Origin of the sequence: Nitrosomonas sp. PY1, assembly GCF_022836435.1 — a bacterium.
In the GTDB taxonomy this organism is placed as follows: domain Bacteria; phylum Pseudomonadota; class Gammaproteobacteria; order Burkholderiales; family Nitrosomonadaceae; genus Nitrosomonas.
The window spans coordinates 1,899,980-1,916,866 of sequence record NZ_BQXC01000001.1 but is presented as its reverse complement, the minus strand read 5'-3'; the positions used below and the strand labels follow the sequence as shown (position 1 = coordinate 1,916,866).

Sequence of the window (16,887 nt, the reverse complement as noted above, 5' to 3'; positions counted from 1 at the left end):
TAGTGAAGCAATTAAAAAGGGGGAGATGGGAGATGGCTATGAAGTTATGGCTGAGGGCACAGGTGGTAATGTTAGGCTGTATGTTTGTTGGGTTAGTGCAAGCGAACAGCATGCCGAGTGTACCGAACGAGTTATTTGAGGCATTGAAGATAGACCGTGCGAAGGTAACGCCGAAGGAGTTGCATGAGGCGTTAGTGAAGCGTTACAAGGATCCGGAGCAAGGTGCTGGCAGGGGTACGCTAGCGCAATATTGGGAGCCGATACCGTATGGGATTTATTTAGATCCGGCGACATTTTACAAATCACCGACGACGAACAAAGAAGTAGCGAGCCGCAAGGAATGTGTGGAATGTCATGCGGACGAATCGCCGGTATGGGTGCAGGCATGGAAGCGCAGCAGTCATTCGAACTTAGACAAGATTCGGAATTTGAAACCGGAAGACCCGACCTATTACAAGAAAGGCAAGTTAGAAGATGTTGAGAAGAACTTGCGTTCGATGGGGCGACTGGGACAAGACGAGCAGCTGAAGGAAGTTGGTTGTATAGACTGTCACGTGGACATTGGTACGAAGAAAAAAGCGGACCATACCAAAGACATACGTATGCCGACGGCAGACGTGTGTGGTGTTTGTCACTTACAAGAATTTGCTGAGCGTGAATCGGAAAGAGACACGATGATATGGCCGCACGGTCAATGGCCGGATGGACGTCCATCGCATGCGCTGGACTATAAAGCGAACGTAGAGACGACGGTATGGGCTGCGATGCCGCAACGTGAAGTAGCGGAAGGCTGCTCTATGTGTCATACCAATCAAAACAAATGTGATTCTTGCCATACACGCCATGAGTTTTCAGCGGCTGAATCACGCAAACCGGAAGCTTGCGCGACCTGTCATAGTGGTGTAGACCATAACAACTGGGAAGCGTACTCGATGTCTAAGCACGGCAAGATGGTAGCGATGCTGGGAGACAAGTGGAACTGGGAAGTTCAACTGAAAGATGCATTTGCGGTAGGCAAGCAAAATGCGCCGACCTGTGCTTACTGCCACATGGAATATGAAGGTGAGTTCACGCACAATATGGTTAGGAAGATTCGCTGGGCGAACTATCCATTTGTGCCGGGTGTAGCTGAGAACATCAAAAGCGAATGGGCAGAGACTCGTTTAGACTCATGGGTTGTTACCTGTACGCAATGTCACTCAGAACGTTTTGCGCGTTCTTACCTTGAGTTGATGGACAAAGGCACTTTGGAAGGCTTGGCCAAATACCAAGAAGCCAATGATGTTGTGCACAAGCTATACGAAGAAGGCTTGTTGACGGGTCAGAAGACCAACCGTCCGGCACCTCCGCCACCAGAAAAAGAAGGCTATGCATACTTTGCCCAATTATTCTGGTCGAAAGGCAACAGTCCTGCGGCATTGGAACTGAAGGTATTGGAAATGCATGAAAATGATCTGGCTAAGATGCACGTAGGCCTAGCCCACGTGAATCCGGGTGGATGGACTTACACAGAAGGCTGGGGACCGATGAATCGTGCGTATGTTGAAATTCAAGATGCAAACACACGTATCCGCGAGATGATTGCCTTGCAAGAACGTGTTAAAAATCTTGAATCATCAAGCAAACGAAGCCTGTTAGACCTAGACGGCACGACCGAGAAGATTTCTCTGGGTGGTTTGGGAGGCGGTATGTTGCTAGCGGGCACATTGGCCTTAGTAGGCTGGCGTAAACGTAAACAAAGCGAACAAGTTTGATAGACGTGAACGCGACTGACCGCACGGGAAAAGCAGTGCGGTCGGGAGACAAATTTCTCCCGTCACTGGGGATTATTCTAGTGACGGGAGGTTTGCTTTTGCTGGGGTGGTTTTTTTATCTGTGGTTTAAACCGCTGCCAGTTTTTTACAGTTATGAACAGATACCCTTAGACCAAGGCGACAAGAAGCGGATATCGAAAATAGACCTGAGTAACTGGCCGGAACTAAAGCTAGAGCGATATCAAGTTAAGACAATCGATGTAGAAAAGCCGATTGCGGAAATGATAGTTGCTCGAAAGGGTAGCGATGCACCGGTATTACTGGACTGGAAAAACAACACCGCAGAGGTACTCTATAATTTAGAAAAGAAGCCCAGTGAGCTGATGGAGCTAGTGACAGTCATTGGCAAACATGCGGCGCCGGAATCACTGATACTATCCTGGTGGGACACAGCGCGGCAAATCAAACTTCTAACGGGCCGAGACACGCTGTTTACCGACCATTTAAACGAACCGCTGATACTGCCGTTACCGTGGCTTGAGCAAAGTAAGGCCATACAAGCCTACGAAGCGGCATTTTGGGGTAATACGACAGATTCGCAGGAACAAGAAAATTTCAAGCGGTTTAGTGCTGCTTTAGCGCTTCCTGCGCAACAGGGCATTCAGAAACTACGCGAACTGATTGGCCGTGACCGAGAAGCGTATCTGGTTATTCATGTCACCGACTTATACAAGCTGGGTCTCATGTACCCGGATAAAATTGGCGTTGCCTATAAGAACTTCCCATTGACTGGCAACATGCACGGCATGATCAATCACATGAAAGTGCAACTGAAAGAAAACGATTTCCACACCTATACACTCCAATCGTTAGCGGACGATGAAATTCGCGTATTCTTTTTAAGTGATGAAATGAGTAGTGAGACACTGATAGCGAGGCTATTGCCGTTTGTGGACAAAACGGCGCCGACTGAGCAAGACATTGCGCCAGTGGCCTACCAGCAAGGTGGTTATTGGGTTTACAAGATACCGTAAAGCGCTAAAAGGCAATTGAGGTCGCGACAAAATATTTACACAATCTGACGATAGCGTACAATACACGGCGTAGTGGCAAATAGAAAAATAGAATAAGACAGGCACAACAAGGAGGAAAGATGAAGCACACAGTGATATATGGTTTTGTTGTACTAGCGTTGAGCGCATTTTTTACTGGCACAGTACTAGCCGACACATTTGAAGGTCGTACCAAATGTAGTTCATGCCACAAATCGCAAGCCAAGTCATGGAAAGATACGGCGCATGCTAAGGCGATGGAATCGCTGAAGCCGGGCGCGCGCAAGGAAGCCAAAGTGAAAGCCAAGCTTGATCCGGAGAAAGACTATACACAAGATAAAGACTGTGTAGGTTGCCACGTAGATGGGTTTGGCAAGAAAGGTGGATACACCATTGAAGCTGCGAAGAAGCCACTTGCTGCGGTTGGCTGTGAATCCTGCCATGGACCGGGCAAGTCCTATCGTGGAGATCACCGTAAAGGTGGGCAAGCCTTTGAAAGCAAGGGTACCACCATGCAACGTAAGGTATTGGCTGATAAAGGACAAGACTTTCAGTTTGAAGAAGCATGTAGTGCATGCCATCTGAACTATGAAGGTTCACCGTGGAAAGGAGCGAAAGCGCCGTATACACCGTTTACACCGGAAGTTGACAAGAAATACACATTTGATTTTGACAAGATGGTGAAAGACGTGAAGGCGATGCACGAGCACTACAAATTGGACGGGACTTTTGTAGGAGAGCCTAAATTCAAGTTCCACGATGAATTCCAAGCGAATGCTAAGGAAAAGGTTGCGGACAAAAAAGATAAGAAAGGGAAAGAGTAATGACAGGATTACAGAAAGGTGCGATAGGTACGCTCCTGACAGGAGGACTGTTGGGGATAGTACTGGTTGCGGTAGTATTTGGAGGGGAAGCGGCGTTATCGACGGAAGAGTTTTGTACCAGCTGTCATTCGATGACGTACACGCAGAAGGAGTTGAAGGACTCGACGCATTATGGTGCATTGGGGGTAAATCCTGGATGTAAGGATTGTCACATACCGCAAGGATTCAAGAATTTCCACTTAGCGCTCTATACGCATGCGGTAGATGGTGCGAGAGAGTTATACTTGGAGTTGGTTAACGATTACTCGACGCTAGAGAAATTTAACGAACGTCGGTTGATCATGGCGCACGATGCGCGGATGAATCTGAAGAAATGGGACAGTGTGACTTGCCGAGATTGTCATAGGGACCCGAATCCACCTGGAGCGGACGCACAGGAAGCGCATAAGAAGTTGAAGACGGAAGGTGCGACGTGTATAGATTGTCATCAGAATTTGGTGCATGAAGAGGTAGCGAAGACGGACTTGAATGCGAGTTTAGCTGCGGGCAAGATGGTGTTGGCGAAAGAGGAAGAAGGTAGTGAGGGAGAGGAAGAAGAGGACGATGAGGAAGAAGAGTCCGAATCTGAAGAATCATCCGATTCGAGTACTGGTGACGCCGAATCGTCTGACGACGACAGCGATGATGAGGATGATGAAGAATAATTTAGTGCATTCCCCTTACAGGATAAACCTGTATTTATAATAAATCGCCTATGATTTTCGTCTTATGGATAAAAAACTAATTAACTTAAATTAGATTTGATCTAGTAACAGCTAATACAAAAAACAAAAGGATTCCTAGAAGTGACGGAGTGGCCACATAATAAAACTGACAAGGTGAGTAAGCTTGGTTTTAGTTTTCGTCGCCATTTACATGAAAAATTCATAGAATTCCTTTTGTTTTTATCTGCAGTGCTTTCAATTGCGATTATGTTCGCGATCATAGCGATGTTGCTGAAGGAATCCTGGGTATTTTTTCAGCATGTATCGCTTTGGGACTTCTTAACAGATACTCAGTGGACGCCACTGTTTGATGACGCTCATTATGGAATTTTGCCTTTAGTATCTGGCACCTTGGTGAGCTCATTCATAGCCTTAGCGGTGGCATTGCCATTAGGGACAATTATTGCTGTCTATCTTTCCGAATTTGCTCCATTTGCCGTGAGAGAGGTAGCCAAGCCCTTTCTCGAGTTATTGGGAGGAGTGCCAACGGTAGTATATGGTTATTTTGCATTGTTATTTGTAACTCCGTTACTGCAAGCGATTTTTCCAGAGCTGCCAGGATTTAACTTGCTTTCCGCGGGATTGGTAATGGGTATTATGATTATCCCTTATGTCAGTTCAATGACGGAGGATGCCATGCGAGCAGTGCCTATGAATTTAAGGGAGGGGTCATATGCGATGGGGGCGACACGTTTTCAAACAGCGATTCGTGTCGTTATGCCGGCAGCATTTTCTGGTATCGCAGCTGCTTATATATTGGGAATATCCCGTGCAGTTGGAGAGACAATGGTTGTTGCAATTGCTGCTGGGATGCAGCCAAATTTGACTTGGAATCCTATGGAACCAGCAGCCACAATTACTGCGTATATAGTACAAGTGAGTCTTGGGGATTTGCCGCACGGTAGTATTGGATATCAAACGATATTTGCTGCGGGATTAACTTTACTGATACTAACGCTCATTTTTAATATCATTGGTCATGTTTTGCGTAAAAGATACCGGGAAGTTTATTAGATTAAGGGACCTCAATCACCCAAAGTATGATTGAATTTCCTCATAAGAAAGATTCTGAGATGAGATAAGGTAAGCACTATTCTAGAAAATACTAATCTCTATGAATGATATTAATAACTTAAAAGAAATCAGAAGAATCATTGATCAGCATAGAAAGTGGGATTTGGCTTTTACTGTTGCAGGTGTTCTTGCATTGATGATTGCAGTCATGACGTTTATTGTGCTATTCGCGCATATGTTGATAGATGGTGCACCCAGATTATCATGGGATTTCTTTACCTCCTTTCCATCACGACGTCCTGAGATGGCTGGGATTTTATCAGCCTGGGTTGGAACGACTTTGGTTATGATTGTGACCGCAGCTTCTGCTGTGCCTCTTGGAATCGGTGCTGGTGTATATCTTGAAGAATACGCTTCGAAAAACCTTTTAACTGAAATAATCGAGATTAATGTAACTAATTTGGCTGGAGTTCCGTCGATTATTTATGGGTTACTAGCTCTAGGATTATTTGTATACCAATTAGGGTTTGGTCAGAGTATTTTGGCAGCTGGTTTGGCTTTGGCTCTATTAATATTACCTGTGGTCATAGTTGCGACACGGGAGGCAATACGTGCCATACCGATAGCGATTCGTGAGGGAGCATATGCACTCGGGGCGACTAAGTGGCAAACTGTAATTGATCATTTATTGCCTTATTCATCGGCGGGTATTTTGACAGGCATTATTATAGGTTTGGCACGCGCAATTGGTGAAACGGCTCCTGTAATCACAATTGGTGCCTTGACATTTATAGCCTTTTTGCCGCCAGCACCTATAAAAAATGAATTTCCGTTTTTATCGTTTGAATGGTTAACGGCACCATTCACGGTAATGCCGATTCAAATGTTTAACTGGGTTTCGCGCCCAGAAGAAGCTTTTCAATTCAATGCTGCTGCTGCTGGACTTGTCTTAGTGGTGATGACTTTGGCAATGAACGGATTGGCTATTTATTTACGCTACCGTATGCGAAAGACAATAAAGTGGTAAAAGAAATAATGCAGATTGCTCAAGAAGAACAAATTGAAACCATAACGTATAAATCTAAAGTAAAGAATCTCAATTTCTACTACGGAACATTTAACGCATTAAAAAGCATCAATATGGTGCTTCATGATAAAAAAATTACTGCGTTAATTGGCCCTTCTGGTTGCGGAAAATCAACGTTTCTGCGTTGTTTTAATCGTATGCACGACTTATATCCAGGTAATCGCTACGATGGCGAGATTATTCTGTATCCTGACGATGTAAATATTTTGGCTCAGAACGTTGACCCGATTGAGGTACGCATGCGTATCAGTATGGTATTTCAAAAGCCGAATCCTTTTCCTAAATCAATCTATGAAAATGTGGCTTATGGATTACGTGTCAGAGGAATTAAGCAACGAGCAATCCTTGATGAGCGTGTAGAGTTGGCATTACGGAATTCAGCTTTATGGGAAGAAGTAAAGGATCGCCAGCACGATTTAGCCTTTAATCTTTCTGGAGGACAACAACAGAGGTTGTGTATTGCACGCGCGTTGGCAACAGAGCCAGAAATTTTATTGTTTGACGAGCCAACTTCTGCGCTTGATCCCATTGCTACAGCTAGTATTGAAGAGCTAATCACAGATCTGAAGAATAAAGTTACCATATTGATCGTGACGCACAACATGCAGCAGGCTGCGAGAGTGTCGGATTATACGGCGTACATGTATTTGGGGGAATTAATTGAGTTTGGTGTGACAGATACAATTTTTATAAAACCAAAAAATAAGCAGACAGAGGATTATATTACTGGGCGATTTGGTTAAAGTAATTGGAATTATTTTTCTTGTGAAGCAAAAGAAAATATTTAGTGAAATGCTTATCCAATAGTTAATAAGATAGATTGACTCAACAGTGAATCCTAGGTAGGATCGACGGCTCTGAGAAATAACAAAAAAATTAAAATTGAAAATGCGTAAGAAGCTTGTTGTTGGTAATTGGAAAATGCATGGTAACTTGCTTGAAAATAGGCAATTACTCGAGTCAGTTGTTACGAATGTTTCTAACATGCATGAAAAAGCGCAGTTTGCCGTGTGTGTGCCTTTTCCTTACTTGCCGTCTGTGCAGGCTATGCTGCAGAATACTTCGGTAAGCTGGGGAGCACAAAACTTGTCACAGTTTGACAAGGGTGCATATACAGGTGAAGTTTCATCTGGAATGCTTGTTGATTTCGCATGTGATTTTGTGATCGTCGGTCATTCTGAACGCCGTTCAATTTATGGCGAAACTAATGAGGTTGTGGCAGAGAAATGTGCAGCAGCGCAGCGTGCTGGAATCACACCGATTTTGTGTGTTGGTGAAACGTATGAACAGCGTGAGGCGGGAATTACAGAGAAAATTATTAAAGAGCAATTGGATGCGATCATCCAATCCATTGGGATTGATTTTTTTAATCAAGCCGTAATTGCGTATGAGCCTGTATGGGCCATTGGTACTGGTAAAACGGCATCGCCACAACAAGCTCAGGATGTTCATGCATTCATAAGAAAAATAATTGCGAATCAGAATTCGGTGATTGCTGATGTATTATTAATTTTATATGGTGGAAGCGTGAAAGCGAGCAATGCTCAAGAATTATTTATGATGCCAGATATCGACGGGGGGCTGATCGGTGGCGCATCTTTGGTTGCTGATGATTTTGTGGCGATTTGTCGGGCCGCAAGTCAATAATTATTAGGAGTATAGTGCATTGGAAACTTTGGTTTGGGCGGCGCATGTAATACTAGCGATCATATTGATTGTTTTGGTTTTGTTGCAGCATGGTAAAGGTGCGGATATGGGAGCTGCCTTTGGTAGTGGATCGGCAGGGAGTCTGTTTGGAGCAAGTGGATCCGCTAATTTCTTAAGTCGCTCGACAGCCATTGTTGCGACACTATTTTTTATTTCAAGCATGAGCTTAAACTATCTTTCCGCTAATCAAACCAAGAGCGATAATAGTATTATGGATAGCGTTATTGATATGAATGAAAGTGATTTAAAATCAAACGCTGAAACTAAGAAAGCAAAGCAGGGTGACGTCGATGGATCATCTGATGGTGCCGGTAATTCAAAAGCTGATCAGATACCAAATTAAGTTTTGCATGCATATTACTTAGAGAAAATTTAAATTAACTGAGCACTAGAATAAGATAGAAACCCCAGGATTTTCCTGCCGACGTGGTGGAATTGGTAGACACGCCGTCTTGAGGGGGCGGTGGCGAAAGCTGTGCGAGTTCGAGTCTCGCCGTCGGCACCAAATAATTTTATAAATGAAATTTCTTACGATTTTTGTATTCATACTAAATAATGCTTGATAATTATTTCTCAATATTGTTGTTTCTGATAATAGGTTTCATAGTGGGGGCCGGATGTATGATTGGTGGCTGGTTGTTGGCGCCAAACCATCCTGATAGCGAGAAACTTTCTCCCTATGAATGTGGATTCGAAGCATTCGAAGATGCACGTATGAAATTTGATGTGCGGTATTATCTGATTGCTATTTTATTTATATTATTTGATTTGGAAATTGCCTTTCTTTTTCCTTGGGCGGTGGTTCTTGATGAAATCGGATTGTTTGGTTTTCTTGCGATGATGGTGTTTCTGGGAATTTTAGTCGTCGGATTTATCTATGAATGGAAAAAAGGCGCATTAGAGTGGGATTGAAGTTATGGGGATAGAAGGAGCTCTTGATAAAGGTTTTATTACTACCAGTTTAGATTCGGTAATTAATTGGGGAAGAACTGGGTCGATGTGGCCAATGACTTTTGGTTTGGCGTGCTGCGCGGTAGAAATGATGCAAACTGGAGCAGCGCGTTATGATCTTGATCGGTTTGGTATCGTTTTTCGGCCAAGCCCGAGGCAATCGGATGTCATGATTGTAGCAGGTACATTGTGCAATAAAATGGCACCTGCCTTACGAAAGGTTTACGATCAAATGGCAGAGCCGCGCTGGGTGATATCCATGGGATCTTGTGCAAATGGTGGTGGATATTATCACTATTCATATTCAGTGGTTCGAGGGTGCGATCGTATTGTGCCGGTAGATATATATGTTCCAGGATGTCCGCCTACTGCAGAAGCTTTGCTTTACGGTATTATTCAATTGCAAAATAAAATTCATCGTACCAATACCATTGCGCGTTAGCTTAGAGCATGTCTATCAGTATTCGACTCGAAGATCTCGAGAATAATTTAAAAAATATTTTTTCTGACCAACTGGTTAGCTTGCAAAAGCGGCATGATGAAATAACAATTGTCACTCAGGCCAGTAATCTTCTGAGTACATGTGAAACACTGCGCGATCATCCTTCCTTTGGCTTTGATACCCTAATCGATTTGTGTGGAATTGATTACTTTACCTATGGTGATGAGCTGTCAGTAAAAACAGGCTTGCGCGCGCGACGTTTTGCGGCTATCTATCATTTATTGTCAGTAAAGCTCAATCATAGATTGCGCATTCGAGTATTGGCAGAAGATAATGAATTACCTGTAATAGATTCGGTTAGTGATATTTGGCCCGCTGCAAATTGGTTTGAGCGGGAGGCATTCGATCTTTATGGAATTGTTTTTACCGGACATCCTGATTTGCGTCGGATTCTGACGGATTATGGTTTTGTTGGGAATCCATTTCGCAAAGATTTTCCAATAAGTGGCTATGTGGAAATGCGTTATGATGCGGAACAAATGAGGGTAGTTTATCAACCCGTCAGCATCGAGCCACGTGAAATAACACCGCATGTAATACGCGAAGAGCATTACGGAGATACAGAGTTTTGACACTTGTTCAAAAAATGTTAATGTGCATCAATAATAATTCTTTTAAGTGATTTATGGCCGAAATACGTAATTACACCATGAATTTTGGACCTCAGCATCCCGCTGCGCATGGGGTTTTGCGGTTAGTGCTTGAGTTGGATGGTGAGGTAGTGCGTCGTGCTGATCCGCATATTGGATTGCTGCATAGGGCGACCGAGAAGCTAGCGGAAAATAGAACTTACCTGCAATCGGTGCCTTATATGGATCGATTGGATTATGTTTCAATGATGGTGAATGAGCATGCATATGTCATGGCCATTGAAAAATTATTAGAAATCGAAGTGCCTGTCCGAGCTCAGTATATTCGGGTGATGTTTGATGAAATTACAAGAATTCTGAATCATCTTTTGTGGATTGGAGCGCATGCATTAGATGTGGGTGCAATGACCATGTTTCTCTATGCATTTCGTGAGCGCGAAGATTTGATGGATTGTTATGAAGCTGTTTCTGGTGCTCGGATGCACGCAGCGTATTATCGCCCTGGTGGAGTGTATCGTGATTTACCGGATACAATGCCACGTTATCAGTCTTCTAAGATTCATAATGAAAAAGTAACGCAGCTGCGTAATACGAATCGAGAAGGTACTTTGCTGGACTTCATTGAGGACTTTACCAATCGTTTTCCAGGCTATGTAGATGAATATGAAACCCTGCTTACAGATAATAGAATTTGGAAGCAACGGCTGGTAGATATTGGCGTTGTTTCGCCTGAGAGAGCAAAGGCGCTTGGTTTTACTGGACCAATGTTACGGGGGTCTGGGGTCGAGTGGGATTTGAGAAAAACACAACCTTACGAAGTATACGATCAAGTTGAGTTCGATATTCCTGTGGGGGTCAATGGTGATTGCTATGATCGCTATTTGGTGCGTATCGAGGAATTTCGTCAATCTAATCGTATTATTAAGCAGTGTGTGGATTGGTTACGTAAAAATCCAGGACCAGTAATAGTCGATAATCATAAAGTGGCGCCGCCATCTCGGGTCAAGATGAAACAGAATATGGAAGAATTGATCCATCACTTCAAGTTGTTTACTGAGGGCTTCCATATTCCGCCGGGTGAAGTTTATGCGGCGGTAGAGCATCCTAAGGGTGAGTTTGGTATTTATATGGTTTCGAATGGTGCGAATAAGCCTTATCGACTTAAAATACGTGCTCCAGGATTCGCACATTTAGCGGCATTGGATGAAATGTCCCGGGGGCATATGATCGCCGATGTTGTTGCAATTATTGGTACACAGGATATAGTTTTTGGTGAAATTGACAGATAAAGATGTTAAGTGCTGATTCTCTTAAGAAAATAGATCGAGAGATTGCAAAATATCCGAGTGATAGAAAGCAATCGGCGGTAATGTCTGCACTTGCTATAGCGCAAGACGAAAAAGGTTGGTTGGCGAACGAAACAATCAATTTCGTTGCAGAATATTTGGATATGCCTCCTATCGCAGTGTATGAAGTGGCAACGTTTTATAATATGTACGATCTGGAGCCGGTAGGTAAATATAAGATTACGGTTTGTACTAATCTGCCATGTGCATTATCTGGAAGTAATGAATCCGCCGCGTATATCAAGAAAAAGCTTGGTATTGAATTTAATCAGACAACTACCGATGGGAAATTTACTTTAAAAGAAGGCGAGTGCTTCGGTGCATGTGGTGATGCGCCAGTTTTATTGGTAAATAATAAGCGGATGTGCAGTTTCATGTCGAATGAGATGATTGATAAATTGTTAAAGGATCTGAGCGATGAATAATCAGTATCCGCTAACGCTTATGCATGGTGTTGATAGTTCCGATCCTGATAACTGGCATCTGAAAAGCTACGAAAAACGCGAAGGCTATGCTGCACTTAGAAAAATACTGTCGGAGAATATTAGCCCTGAGCAGATTATAGAAGAAGTTAAAAAATCAGCACTTCGAGGTCGTGGCGGAGCGGGTTTCCCAACAGGCTTAAAATGGAGCTTTATGCCGAAGGGGTATGAAGGCGATAAATATATTGTTTGTAACTCAGACGAAGGTGAGCCAGGAACATTCAAAGATCGCGATATCATGCGATATAATCCTCACTTGTTGATCGAAGGTATGATCATCGCTGCCTATGCAATGGGTGTCAAAGCGGGTTATAACTATATCCACGGTGAGATTTGGGCTGTTTATGAGCGTATGGAAGAAGCTGTGGATGAGGCTCGTGCTGCTGGTTTTCTTGGGAATAATATATTGGGTTCATCATTTAGTTTTCAACTATATAATCATCATGGGTATGGTGCTTATATTTGCGGAGAAGAAACCGCCTTGTTGGAATCCATTGAAGGTAAAAAAGGGCAACCACGTTTTAAACCCCCTTTCCCCGCAAATTTTGGTCTTTTTGGTAAACCGACTACAATTAACAATACAGAGACATTTGCTTCGGTTCCATGGATTATTCGACATGGAGGACAAAAATATCTGGAATTAGGAAAGCCCAATAATGGAGGTACTAAGATTTTTTCCATATCGGGTCATGTTAATAAACCGGGGAATTATGAAATTCCATTGGGTACATCTTTTGTGAAATTGCTAGAAATGGCCGGAGGTATGCGTGGTGGAAGAAAACTAAAGGGCTGTATTCCTGGGGGCTCTTCGTCGCCGGTTTTGCCGGGAGATATTATGATGAATATCGATATGGACTATGATTCCATCGCAAAAGCAGGATCAATGTTGGGTTCCGGAGCTGTTATCGTCATGGATGAGACAACTTGTATGGTGAGAGCGCTTGAACGATTATCGTATTTTTATTATGAGGAATCCTGCGGTCAATGTACACCATGTAGAGAAGGTACAGGATGGTTATATCGAATCGTAAATCGCATTGAACACGGAAAGGGACGTGCAGAAGATATGGATTTACTCAATAATTTGGCGGATAACATACAGGGACGTACTATTTGTGCATTAGGAGATGCAGCCGCTATGCCGGTACGAGCCATGATTCTGCATTTTCGAGATGAATTTATATACCACGTTGAACATAAAAAATGCATGGTCTGATTTTTTATTAAACATAGAATTTGAATACAACCGAACAAGTTTAGCCTGATGATCAATATAGAAATCGACGGTAAGCAAGTATCCGTTCCTAAAGGTAGCACCATTATGGATGGTGCAAGGCAAATTGGCATTTATATTCCGCATTTCTGTTATCACAAGAAATTATCTATTGCGGCTAATTGCCGTATGTGTCTAGTGCAGGTTGAGAAAGCACCTAAACCATTGCCAGCTTGTGCAACACCGGTAATGGATGGCATGAAAGTTTTTACCCATTCGCAACAAGCGGTAACGGCACAAAAAGGTGTGATGGAATTTTTGTTGATTAATCACCCGTTGGATTGTCCGATTTGTGACCAAGGCGGTGAATGTCAATTACAAGACTTGGCTGTTGGTTATGGTGCGAGTGAGTCGCGTTATACAGAATCGAAGCGTGTAGTTACCAATAAAAATTTGGGACCGTTGATTTCTACCGATATGACGCGTTGCATTCACTGCACACGCTGTGTTCGTTTCGGTCAAGAGATTGCTGGGATTATGGAGCTTGGAATGATTGGTCGAGGAGAGCACTCTGAGATTTTAGCTTTCGTTGGAAAAACAGTTGATTCCGAGTTATCCGGCAATGTGATTGATCTCTGTCCAGTGGGGGCGTTGGTCAGTAAGCCATTCCGTTATTCTGCGCGTACTTGGGAATTGTCACGTAGAAAATCTATTAGCCCGCATTGTGGATTAGGTTCGAACTTAGTTGTTCAAGTAAAGCAAAATAAGGTAATGCGTGTATTGCCGCGAGAAAATGAAGATATTAACGAGTGCTGGTTATCGGATAAAGACCGTTTTTCATATGAAGGCCTAAATTCTGAAGATCGATTAACTCGACCAATGATTAAACGTGATGGTTATTGGAGTGAATGCGATTGGCAAGAAGCCTTAGAATTTACAGCGACTAAGTTGCTTGCTATAAAAAATGAATTTGGTGCAAAGAGCATCGGCGCAATAGGATCAGCTCATAGTACTTGCGAAGAACTTTATTTGTTACAAAAATTAATTCGAGCGATGGGTAGCAATAATGTCGATCATCGTGCGCGTCAATCAGATTTCCGCGGTGATAAATACCTGCAAGGCGCTCCTTGGCTGGGAAATAGTATTGCGCAATTGTCGCACTTAAAGTCCGTGTTAGTCGTTGGCAGTACTCTCAGAAAAGATCATCCGCTAATTGCACAGCGCTTTCGCCAAGCAGTCAAAAATGGCATGCGGTTAAGTATAATCAACCCGGTTGATGATGATTTATTAACTAAGTTAGGCCATAAAATAATTGTTGCACCCGATGGTATTGTTGAGTCGCTAGCAAAAATATTAAAAATGGTAGTTCAAATCAGTGGATTACAAGTTTCTGATGATATTCAACAGTATCTTGATTCGTTGATTGTTGAAACGAATTCAAGTTTTTTTGCGATTGCTACTAGCCTTGCTGAGAATACTACTTCAGCATCGGTTTATTTAGGTAATTTAGCGCAACATCATCCTGATTATTCAAAGATAACTTTATTGGCCAGTCTGATAGCGAAAGTTACTGGAGCAAACTTTGGCGTATTGGGTGAAGCAGCAAACAGTGTTGGTGCTTATTTGACAGGTGCAATACCTAACGTGTTTGCGCTAAGGAATACCCAACATAGCGAGGCGCATAATTCTTCTGGGCTGAATGCAGCGCAAATGTTAGGCTTCGCGGCAGATCTTCCGGTGGAACCATGTCGCGCATTGTTATTGATGAACATTGAGCCGGAATTTGATGCATACAATTCACAAAAAGCATTGGAGACTGTAGAAAAGGCGCAATTTGTAGTATCGATGAGTGTGTATAAAGGTAATGCGCTTGATTATGCTGATGTAATATTGCCAATGGCGCCTTTTACAGAAACTTCGGGTACTTTTGTTAACACAGAGGGACGAATTCAAAGCTTCAATGGTGTCGTTTCGCCACTTGGTGAAGCGCGTCCTGCATGGAAAATTTTGCGCGTGCTGGCAAATTTACTGACATTGGATAAATTTGATTACGATACATCGGAACAGGTTCGTACCGAAGTATTTCCGCCTGAATTTGATATTACAATCCACTTGAATAATGTATTGAAAGATTTTAATTTTAAAATAAGTGAATCTGATCAACATAATTTGCAACGCATTGGTGAAGTACCAATTTATCGAGCAGATCCAATTGTTAGGCGCGCGGAATCACTACAACAAACAAATGATGCTTTACCACCTAAGGCATGGATGTCTTCAGAATTAATGTCGAAATTGAGCATTTCTATAGGAAACACAGTTAAAGTACAGCAAGGCGGGAATACTATTCAGCTCCAAACAGATTGTGATGATAAATTACCGAATAATTGTGTACGTATTGCTTGCGCCCATCCCGATACTCAGTTATTAGGTGATTTGTTTGGCGCAATCAATGTAGAGAAAATGTAATGATGATAGGCGAGGTTTGCGGTTAATGGAAACAATCCAACAATATTTTGTTCAGTTCTTTGGAACGCAGTGGGGGAGTATGCTGTTTTCATTGACGACAAATATAGTATTTATTTTGGCTATTGCCGTGCCTTTGTTGCTAGGAGTTGCTTATCTTACTTTTGCAGAAAGGAAAATCATTGCATATATGCAAATTCGTGTTGGTCCGAACCGGGTGACTTTTTTTGGCATTCCTTGGTTGAGGGGCTGGGGTCAACCGATTGCCGATGCTGTCAAGGCAATTATGAAAGAAATTATTATTCCGACAGGAGCAAATAAGTTCTTATTCATTTTAGCACCAGTACTTACAATTATGCCCGCTCTGGCGGCGTGGGCCGTTATTCCATTCTCTCCAGAATTAGTGCTTGCAGATATTAACGCAGGACTGCTTTATATACTGGCAATGACTTCGATGGGGATATACGGCATTATTATCGCCGGATGGGCTTCTAATTCGAAATACGCGTTTCTGGGGGCGATGCGCTCGGCGGCACAGGTGGTATCTTATGAATTGGCTATGGGGTTTGCATTAGTATGCGTGCTGATGATGTCGCAAAGTCTAAATATAGGCGACATTGTAAGTGGACAGCAAGGCAGTAGCTTTCTAAATTGGTATTTAATACCACTTTTTCCGATGTTTTTAGTGTATCTGATTTCGGGTGTGGCAGAAACCAATCGCGCTCCTTTTGATGTGGCTGAAGGAGAATCTGAAATCGTCGCGGGTTTTCATGTCGATTATTCAGGTATGGCATTCACTGTATTCTTTTTGGCAGAATATGCGAACATGATACTGGTCGCCGCATTGACCTCAATTATGTTTTTGGGCGGATGGTTACCACCTATTGATATCATGCCTTTTACATTGATACCTGGTTTTGTCTGGCTATTACTGAAAATAGCATTTATTCTATTCTTTTTTCTTTGGTTTCGAGCGACTTTTCCAAGGTATCGCTATGATCAGATTATGCGATTAGGTTGGAAGGTTTTTATTCCAATTACTTTAATCTGGATTGTGGTTTTAGGTCTTATAATGCAACTACCTGAATCGGTACGGAGTGTATTTCCATTAAATATCTGGTTCTAAATGGAGAAA

Annotated in this window: 17 protein-coding genes and 1 tRNA gene; all 18 read left to right on the top strand. The window is 42.8% G+C overall.

From position 1 onward, the window contains the following. Positions 1-32: 32 nt before the first annotated feature. The 18 genes from W03_RS08805 (at position 33) to nuoH (ending at position 16,878) form a co-directional block, all read left to right on the top strand. Positions 33-1,754, top strand: coding sequence for a multiheme c-type cytochrome (locus W03_RS08805; RefSeq protein ID WP_309296089.1), 1,722 nt, complete (start codon positions 33-35; stop codon positions 1,752-1,754). A 5-nt stretch (positions 1,755-1,759) separates the two neighbouring features. Further along, a complete protein-coding gene (gene haoB, locus W03_RS08800; RefSeq protein WP_244072301.1) occupies positions 1,760-2,788 on the top strand; it encodes a hydroxylamine oxidation protein HaoB in 1,029 nt (342 codons plus the stop codon). A gap of 119 nt (positions 2,789-2,907) precedes the next feature. Further along, the gene (cycA, locus tag W03_RS08795; protein ID WP_244072300.1) at positions 2,908-3,630 is read left to right on the top strand and encodes a cytochrome c-550 CycA; all 723 of its coding nucleotides are present in this window, start codon (positions 2,908-2,910) and stop codon (positions 3,628-3,630) included. Beyond that, positions 3,630-4,334: a NapC/NirT family cytochrome c gene (locus W03_RS08790; protein WP_244072608.1), complete on the top strand. Its 705-nt coding sequence runs from the start codon at positions 3,630-3,632 to the stop codon at positions 4,332-4,334. The genes cycA and W03_RS08790 overlap by 1 nt, the downstream gene beginning before the upstream one ends. 141 nt (positions 4,335-4,475) lie before the next feature. Beyond that, positions 4,476-5,408 carry a phosphate ABC transporter permease subunit PstC gene (gene pstC, locus W03_RS08785; RefSeq protein WP_244072607.1) on the top strand — a complete coding sequence of 311 codons (933 nt, stop codon included), beginning with the start codon at positions 4,476-4,478 and terminating at the stop codon, positions 5,406-5,408. 100 nt (positions 5,409-5,508) lie between these two features. After that, the gene (gene pstA / locus W03_RS08780) at positions 5,509-6,435 is read left to right on the top strand and encodes a phosphate ABC transporter permease PstA (RefSeq protein WP_244072606.1); all 927 of its coding nucleotides are present in this window, start codon (positions 5,509-5,511) and stop codon (positions 6,433-6,435) included. A gap of 8 nt (positions 6,436-6,443) precedes the next feature. Continuing rightward, complete coding sequence (pstB, locus tag W03_RS08775) at positions 6,444-7,238, top strand: phosphate ABC transporter ATP-binding protein PstB (RefSeq protein ID WP_244072605.1); 795 nt, start codon at positions 6,444-6,446, stop codon at positions 7,236-7,238. Between the two features lie 145 nt (positions 7,239-7,383). After that, positions 7,384-8,142: a triose-phosphate isomerase gene (gene tpiA, locus W03_RS08770; protein WP_244072604.1), complete on the top strand. Its 759-nt coding sequence runs from the start codon at positions 7,384-7,386 to the stop codon at positions 8,140-8,142. Positions 8,143-8,161: 19 nt separating this feature from the next. Then, complete coding sequence (gene secG, locus W03_RS08765) at positions 8,162-8,545, top strand: preprotein translocase subunit SecG (protein WP_244072603.1); 384 nt, start codon at positions 8,162-8,164, stop codon at positions 8,543-8,545. Positions 8,546-8,622: 77 nt separating this feature from the next. Continuing rightward, positions 8,623-8,707: transfer RNA gene (locus W03_RS08760), tRNA-Leu, on the top strand. A gap of 50 nt (positions 8,708-8,757) precedes the next feature. Beyond that, complete coding sequence (locus tag W03_RS08755) at positions 8,758-9,114, top strand: NADH-quinone oxidoreductase subunit A (protein ID WP_244072602.1); 357 nt, start codon at positions 8,758-8,760, stop codon at positions 9,112-9,114. A 4-nt stretch (positions 9,115-9,118) separates the two neighbouring features. Further along, positions 9,119-9,595 carry an NADH-quinone oxidoreductase subunit B family protein gene (locus tag W03_RS08750; RefSeq protein WP_244072601.1) on the top strand — a complete coding sequence of 159 codons (477 nt, stop codon included), beginning with the start codon at positions 9,119-9,121 and terminating at the stop codon, positions 9,593-9,595. An 8-nt stretch (positions 9,596-9,603) separates the two neighbouring features. Beyond that, entirely contained in the window at positions 9,604-10,227 is a 624-nt protein-coding gene (locus W03_RS08745; protein ID WP_244072600.1) for an NADH-quinone oxidoreductase subunit C, read from the top strand. 53 nt (positions 10,228-10,280) lie between these two features. Then, entirely contained in the window at positions 10,281-11,534 is a 1,254-nt protein-coding gene (locus W03_RS08740; protein WP_244072599.1) for an NADH-quinone oxidoreductase subunit D, read from the top strand. 2 nt (positions 11,535-11,536) lie between these two features. Further along, positions 11,537-12,016, top strand: a complete 480-nt coding sequence (gene nuoE, locus W03_RS08735) for an NADH-quinone oxidoreductase subunit NuoE (RefSeq protein ID WP_244072598.1) — start codon at positions 11,537-11,539, stop codon at positions 12,014-12,016. Between the two features lie 19 nt (positions 12,017-12,035). After that, a complete protein-coding gene (gene nuoF, locus W03_RS08730) occupies positions 12,036-13,289 on the top strand; it encodes an NADH-quinone oxidoreductase subunit NuoF (RefSeq protein WP_375792733.1) in 1,254 nt (417 codons plus the stop codon). A gap of 48 nt (positions 13,290-13,337) precedes the next feature. Then, positions 13,338-15,755 (top strand): NADH-quinone oxidoreductase subunit NuoG, encoded by a 2,418-nt coding sequence (nuoG, locus tag W03_RS08725; RefSeq protein ID WP_244072596.1) that lies wholly within the window; start codon positions 13,338-13,340, stop codon positions 15,753-15,755. A gap of 25 nt (positions 15,756-15,780) precedes the next feature. Continuing rightward, positions 15,781-16,878, top strand: a complete 1,098-nt coding sequence (gene nuoH / locus W03_RS08720) for an NADH-quinone oxidoreductase subunit NuoH (RefSeq protein ID WP_244072595.1) — start codon at positions 15,781-15,783, stop codon at positions 16,876-16,878. Positions 16,879-16,887: the final 9 nt, after the last annotated feature.